5 protein-coding genes are annotated in these 6,706 nt (G+C 68.5%); 3 read left to right on the top strand and 2 right to left on the bottom strand.

Annotated features, from left to right (window positions below; genetic code table 11):
• Positions 1-126: 126 nt before the first annotated feature.
• The 3 genes from JWR81_RS20700 to JWR81_RS20690 all read left to right on the top strand — a co-directional run bounded on the left by JWR81_RS20700 (position 127) and on the right by JWR81_RS20690 (position 3,969).
• A complete protein-coding gene (locus tag JWR81_RS20700) occupies positions 127-249 on the top strand; it encodes an SDR family oxidoreductase (protein ID WP_297655383.1) in 123 nt (40 codons plus the stop codon).
• Positions 246-1,844 carry a GMC family oxidoreductase gene (locus JWR81_RS20695; protein ID WP_297655380.1) on the top strand — a complete coding sequence of 533 codons (1,599 nt, stop codon included), beginning with the start codon at positions 246-248 and terminating at the stop codon, positions 1,842-1,844. The genes JWR81_RS20700 and JWR81_RS20695 overlap by 4 nt, the downstream gene beginning before the upstream one ends.
• Positions 1,845-2,268: 424 nt before the next feature.
• Entirely contained in the window at positions 2,269-3,969 is a 1,701-nt protein-coding gene (locus tag JWR81_RS20690; RefSeq protein ID WP_297655386.1) for a cation acetate symporter, read from the top strand.
• A 312-nt stretch (positions 3,970-4,281) separates the two neighbouring features.
• On the opposite strand, the gene JWR81_RS20685 is transcribed toward JWR81_RS20690, so the two are convergent.
• Both JWR81_RS20685 and JWR81_RS20680 read right to left on the bottom strand, forming a co-directional pair.
• Entirely contained in the window at positions 4,282-5,334 is a 1,053-nt protein-coding gene (locus JWR81_RS20685) for an alpha/beta fold hydrolase (protein WP_297655378.1), read from the bottom strand.
• The coding region (locus JWR81_RS20680) for an NAD(P)/FAD-dependent oxidoreductase (RefSeq protein ID WP_297655375.1) at positions 5,331-6,706 on the bottom strand (1,376 nt) is incomplete at its 5' end. The genes JWR81_RS20685 and JWR81_RS20680, both read right to left, overlap by 4 nt.

Here is a 6,706-nt window from a genome sequence, read left to right as displayed (position 1 = left end):
GCCATCAGCGCCCACCGCCTCGCCGGCGCCAGCAACATCGCCGCCGCGCTACGCCACTGCTCCCGCAACTCTTACCGAGTACTCGCCATCCTCAAGATTGCCCGCTGACGACTTTGCCGGGGCCCTGTGGCCCAGCCGGAGGAGATCGCCGACGTCGTGGTCTTCCTCGCGTCGGGCAAGGCCGGGTACCTGACCGCGTCCACGGTGTTCCTCGACGGGGGCATCATGCAGGGCAGCGTGGGCCTGTGACCGGCCCCGCGCCGGCTGTCGACCCGCAGGACCACCACGACGTCGTCGTCATCGGCAGCGGGCCCGGTGGCGCCACGGTGGCCGCCCGGCTCGCGGAGACCGGCAAGCGGGTGCTGCTGCTCGAACGCGGCGACTACCTGCGCCGGGAACGGGAGAACTGGGACTCCGAGGCGGTCTTCGGTAAGGCCCGCTACGGCGCCCAGGAGACGTTCTACGACCGGGACGGCACCCCGTTCCGGCCCGGCCTGCACTACTTCGTCGGGGGCAACTCCAAGGTCTACGGGGCCGCGTTGTTCCGGCTGCGGCCCCAGGACTTCGGCGAGATCGTGCACCACGGGGGCATCTCCCCGGCCTGGCCCATCGGCTACGACGAGCTCGAGCCCTACTACGTGCGGGCCGAGCACCTGTTCTGGGTGCACGGCAAGCACGGCGAGGACCCGTTCGCGGGCGTGTCCAGCCAGGACTACCGGTACCCGCCCGTGGTCCACGAACCGCGCATCCAGGAGCTGTCCGACGGGCTGGAGAAGCTCGGCCTGCACCCGTTCCACCTGCCGATCGGCGTGCACCTGACCCAGGACGCCGACGGGCGCGCCACGCGGGACTCGCCGTGCATCCGCTGCGACCGGGTCGACGGCTTCCCCTGCCTGCTCGGCGCCAAGGCCGACTCCGAGTTCGCGGTGCTGCGCCCCGCGATGGCCGCGCACCCCGACCTCACCCTGATCACCCGGGCGACGGTGGAGCAGCTGCTCACCGACGAGACCGGCTGCACCGTCACCGGTGTGGTCGCCACCATGGACGACGGCAGCGCGCGCACCTTCGCCGGCGACGTCGTGGTGCTCGCCGCCGGGTCGATCCTCTCCGCCGTGCTGCTGCTGAAGTCGGCGTCGGACCGGCACCCGGCCGGGCTGGCCAACTCCTCCGGGGTGGTCGGCAGGCACTACATGCGCCACAACAACCTGGCGCTGATGGCGCTGTCCAAGGACCCCAACCCGACCGTCTTCCAGAAGACCCTGTCGATCAACGACTTCTACGGGCCCAGCGCGGACTGGGAGTACCCGATGGGCAACATCCAGATGCTCGGCAAGTCCGACGACTGGCAGATCAAGGGCGAGGCGCCCAAGGGCCTGGGCTGGGGCCCCGACCTCGGCTACGAGCTGGTCGCGCAGCACTCGCTGGACTTCTGGCTGGCGGGCGAGGACCTGCCGCGCCCGGACAGCAGGGTCTCGCTGCGCGCCGACGGCAGCGTGGAGCTCGCCGTGCAGCCCGGCAACAACACCGAGGGCGTCTCCCGGCTGCGCCACCGCTTCGACGCGATGCTCGGCGATCTCGGGCTGCGCTCGAAGTCCTTCGCGCGCGGGCTCTACCTGCACAAGGACATGGACGTGTCCGCGACGGCGCACCAGGCGGGCACGATCCGGTTCGGCACCGACCCCGCGAGCTCGGCGCTCGACGTCACCTGCCGGACGCACGACCTGGACAACCTCTACGTGACCGACGGCAGCTTCATGCCTTCGATCGGCGCGGTCAACCCCACCCTCACCATCATCGCCAACGCCCTGCGCGTCGCCGACCACATCGTCGAACGTCTCGCCTGAGGCCGAACCCGCAGCCGGGAGGAGACCCTCTGAGGGGTCTCGGCCGGCGTCGGGAGGGGGACCGTCGAGAAATCGTTCCAGGGCGGGTCGATCAACGGCTCGACGAGCAGGCGATCTGCGATCCGGACGGCTACCGGCGGACGGTCTACGCGATCGAAGCACTCGCCGACGGTGGCCCGAACCTGGGCCGGCCGCTGGTGGATCGGATCAAGGGATCGTCGATCCACAACTCGAAGGAGCTGCGGGCCGGCGAGTGTCTCCAGGGACCAAGCTCACATAACGGTCAGTGACCTCCTGGACGAGGGGTCGTTGAAGGGAGCGACCTTGGGGTTCGCCCATCGTCGTGTGGAGGTCATCGGTGACAATCCAGCTCGCGCAGGCGCCGGTCGTCGGGAGTCCTGGGCTCAACTCGGCTGTGTTCGGGATGTTCGCGTTGGTTGCCCTGGTCGTGGTCTACCGGTCCGGGCGGGCGAACAGGACCGCGTCGGACTACTACACCGGCGGGAGCACCTTCACGGCCGCCCAGAACGGCGTCGCGCTGGCCGGTGACTACCTGTCCGCCGCGGCGTTCCTGGGCATCGCCGGCGCGATCGCGGTGTACGGCTACGACGGGCTCCTCTACGCGATCGGCGCGTTCGTGGGATGGCTCGTCGCGCTGCTGCTGATCGCCGAACGGCTGCGCAACACCGGCCGCTACACGATGGGCGATGTCCTGAGCTACCGGCTGAGTCAACGTCCGGTCCGGTCAGCTGCGGCGACGTCGACGCTGTTGATCTCGGTGATCTACCTGGTCGCGCAGATCTCCGGCGCGGGAGGGCTGATCGCGCTGCTTCTGGGGATTCCCAACAGCAACCGGCTGGGGCAGGCCGCGGTGATCGCTGTCGTGGGCGTGCTCATGATGGTCTATGTGCTGGTCGGCGGCATGAAGGGCACCACGTGGGTGCAGATCCTCAAGGCCAACCTCCTGATCCTCGTCGGTCTGGTGCTCGCTGCGTGGGTGACCGGCCGCTTCGGGTACAACATCTCGGCGCTGCTCGGCAAGGCCGTCGCGAACGACCCCAAGGCCGGGGACGGGTTGCTGGCGCCCGGCCTGCTGTACGGGCGCACCCAGCTTTCGAAGATCGACTTCTTTTCGTTGTCGCTGGCCGCGGTGCTCGGCCCGGCGAGCCTGCCCCATGTCTTGATGCGCTTCTACACGGTGCCCGATGCGGTGCAGGCGCGCCGATCGGTGGCGTGGGCGATCTGGCTGATCGGCGGCTTCTTCCTGATGGTGCTCGTGATCGGTTACGGTGCCACCGCTCTCGTCGGGCCGCAGGCCATCCTCGCCGCGCCTGGAGCGTCGAACTCCGCGGCCTTGCTGCTCGCCTTCCACCTCGGCGGGGAACTGCTCCTGGGCCTCGTCGCTGCTGTTGCTTTCGCGACCATCCTCGCCGTGGTGTCCGGACTGACCATCGTCGCTTCGGCCTCCGTCGCCCACGACCTCTACGCGAACGTCGTCAAACGCGGGAACGCCGAACCGGCCCAGGAGATCCGGGTGGCACGGCGCACCGCGCTCGCGGTCGGCCTGCTCGCCACCGCCGGCGGCATCGTCGCCAACGGCCAGAACGTGGCCGTCCTCGTGACGCTGGCATTCGCCGTAGCCGCGTCGACCAATATGGCCCCGCTGATCTTCACCCTGTTCTGGCGACGCTTCAACACCACCGGGGCCCTGTTCAGCATGTACGGCGGGATGACGGTTGCGACGCTGCTGGTCGTCTTCTCGCCCGCCGTGTCCGGTACCTCCACCGCGATGCTTCCCGATGTCGACTTCGCGTGGTTTCCGCTCTCCAACCCGGGCATCGTGTCCATCCCGCTCTCGTTCCTCCTGGGAGTGCTCGGCACCTTCCTCGGCAGACCTGACCAGGACGCGGAGCGGAGGTTCGCCGAGATGGAGGTTCGCTCGCTCACCGGGGCCGGGCCGCTCGATGTCACTGATCGACGTCGGCGTGGTAGCGGGTCACCTGCTCGGTCCACGTCTGTTGCCTTCACCCCGGTGGGCGGTAGACACCTGCGCCGACCCGGTCCCGTCGTCCGCTCGGTTGACGAAACCGGTGGTGACGAGGCAGTCGCGCGGACGCCGCGGTAGGGGCCGCAACCCGGACACCCCGGTTCCAGCCCCATCCGGTCGTCTGGCGGCCCGAGGTGATGTGAAGACGTCGCTGAGGAATGATCTTGGCCGGCGGCCCGGTGATCAGCTGGGCAGGAGCCCGCTGACCCTCGGATGTTCATGTGGACCGGCCGCTGGCATCGAGAGCGGAGCGGTGGGCGGCCGGACTCTGCTGACGCCCCCTGACCGCCGCAGCGCCCGCGCGGCGTGACGCCTCGACGAGCTGGACCCGGCATGGGTTGACGGGCCTGCCGGACGGACGTCCTGTCCGCCCGGCAGGGGGTGGAGCGTTCAGGCCTTCCTTGCCAGCAGCTCTGTGAGGTGCTGGTCGATCTGGGGCATGAAGCTGGGTGCGACGCCGAACAGCCCCAGGTGGCCGAGGATGTCGTCGATGACACGCAGCTCGCTGCCGGCGATGTGCTGTTGCTCGGCCTCGTGGTCGCGGACCGGGAAGAACATGTCCTCGTTGATCGGCATGACGAAGGTCGTGGCCGTGATCCGGCCGAGTGCCGCGGCGAGGTCGCCGTCCGTGTGGCGGGTGACATCGCCGTGCTGCCACTTCCACGCCATGCAGAGCAGGTCGTTGGGGTCCATGACGGTGAAGTAGGGCTCCAGGAACCCGGCCATGAAGGCCTCCTTGGACTCGAACTCCAGCGCCCGCCAGCCTTCTTGCTTCCAGAACTCCGTCGAGAAGCCCATCACCGCCCAGATCCCGGCATGGCGGGTGAGGCCGGCGGCGACGTCGGCGTTCGACTTGTACTCGCCGTCGGCGAACCCCGGGTCGGACGTGATCGCCTCCATGAGGGCCTTCGCGAAGAGCTGGTCATGCGGTGTGTTCTGCGCGGTCCCGGCGATGGGGGCCGCGCGCAGGACCTTGTCGGGGAAGCGGACTGCCCATTCGTAGGTCTGCTGGGCTCCCATCGACCCGCCGACGACCAGCTGCAGCGTCTCGATGCCGAAGTGCTCGCGGAGCAACCGCTCCTGAGCCACGACGTCGTCGCCGATGCGGACGGCCGGGAACTGCGACATGGAGATCTCGTCGGGGGCGTTGTGGGGTGAGGTCGAGAGGCCCGAGCCGATCTGGTCGATGACCACGATGAAGTACCGGTCCGGGTCGAGCGCGTGGTCGGGTCCGATGTAGACGTCGCGGAAGATCTGGTGGGTGCCCGAGTACCAGGTGGTCACCAGGATGGCGTTGTCCTTGGCCTCGTTGAGCGTGCCGAAGGTCGCCACGGCGAGCCGGCAGTCGGCGATCGATCCGCCTTCTTCGAGATCCAGCCGGCCGATGGAGATCAGGTCGTAGTCGCCATGGAACTCGTGGGAGTAGAACGGGTTGTCGATCATGCCAGTGCTCCCTGCCTGCCTGCGTCGAATGCGAAGCCTTCGTAGTTGCGGGCGACGATCTCGTCGCACTTGGCCCGGTAGGGCCCGACGAAGCTGAGGTGGGGCATGAACACCCGCGGCTTGCCGGGGATGTTGGCGCCCATGTACCAGGTGTCGGCGGTCTCGAACAGCGTCGGTTTGACCAGTTCCGCGTTGTGCACCACCCAGGCGTCCTCGGCCTCCTTCGTGGGTTCGACGGTCGTGGCGCCGCGTTCGCGCACCTCGCCGATGATCCTTGCGACGAGGTCGACGTGCTGCTCGATCGAGACCGGCATGTTCGACAGCACCGACGGGCTCTGCGGCCCGGTGATGGTGAACAGGTTGGGGAACCCGGCGCTGGTCAGGCCGAGGTAGGTGCGCGGGCCGTCCTCCCACTTCTCCCTCAGCAACCGGCCACCGCGGCCCCGGATGTCGATCTTGTTCATGGGGCCGGTCATCGCGTCGAAGCCGGTGGCGTAGACGATCGCGTCGAACGCGAAGGACGTGCCGTCCTCCAGTCGTAGCCCGGTCGGGGTGATCTCGGCGATCGGGTTGGACTTCACGTCCACCAGGTGCACGTGCGGCTCGTTGAACGTCTCGTAGTAGCCGGAGTCGAGCGGGTTGCGCTTGACCCCGAACGGATAGCCCTTGGGGATCAGCAGCTCCGCGGTCCCCGGGTCCTGCACCTTCTCCCGGATGCGGTCGTGCAGGAAGTTGCGGACCTTGGCGTTGGCGTCGTCGTCGAAGAACATGTCGACGTAGCTGCCCAGCCAGATGCCGAACCCGCCCTCCTCCCAACGGGGCATCAGCTCGTTGTAGATCTCCTCGTCCGTGGACTCCAGCGCACCCTTCTCGAGCAGGTCGAGCTCGAAGCCGAAGTACGACTGCTGGATACGCTCCCGGATGCCGGCGTAGTTGCCCAGGCGCGCCTTCCTGACCTCCTCGGGCACGGGCCCGTTGTTGGCCGGGATGATGTAGTTGGCTGTGCGCTGGAAGACCGTCAGGGCGGAGGCCTCCTTCGCGATCAGCGGGATCGCCTGTACGGCGCTGGCGCCGGTACCGATGACGCCGACGCGCTTGCCGGTGAAGTCCACGCTCTCGTGCGGCCAGCGCCCGGTGTGGTAGGCCTCGCCCTGGAACGAGTCGCGGCCCGGGAAGTCCGGCAGGTTCGACGAGGACAGTGCCCCGACGGCCGTGATCAGGTACCGCGCACTGACCGTCTGCCCTTTGTCGGTCGTGACCGTCCAGCTGTCGTCCGCCTCGTCGAAGGTGGCGCCGGTGACGCGGGTGTCGAGGGTGATGTCCCTATTGAGGTCGAACCGGTCCGCCACGTGCTCCAGATAGGCGCGGATCT

Origin of the sequence: Pseudonocardia sp. (genome assembly GCF_025965585.1) — a bacterium.
In the GTDB taxonomy this organism is placed as follows: domain Bacteria; phylum Actinomycetota; class Actinomycetes; order Mycobacteriales; family Pseudonocardiaceae; genus Pseudonocardia.
The sequence above is the reverse complement of the archived record's forward strand: the minus strand, read 5'-3'. Positions and strand labels throughout refer to the sequence as shown.

What these genes read in the sequence shown, in the direction of transcription:
- JWR81_RS20690 (WP_297655386.1), top strand. Translation starts at nt 2,269, where the DNA reads ATGTTCGCGTTGGTTGCCCTGGTCGTGGTCTACCGGTCCGGGCGGGCG.
- JWR81_RS20685 (WP_297655378.1), bottom strand. Translation starts at nt 5,334, where the DNA reads ATGATCGACAACCCGTTCTACTCCCACGAGTTCCATGGCGACTACGAC.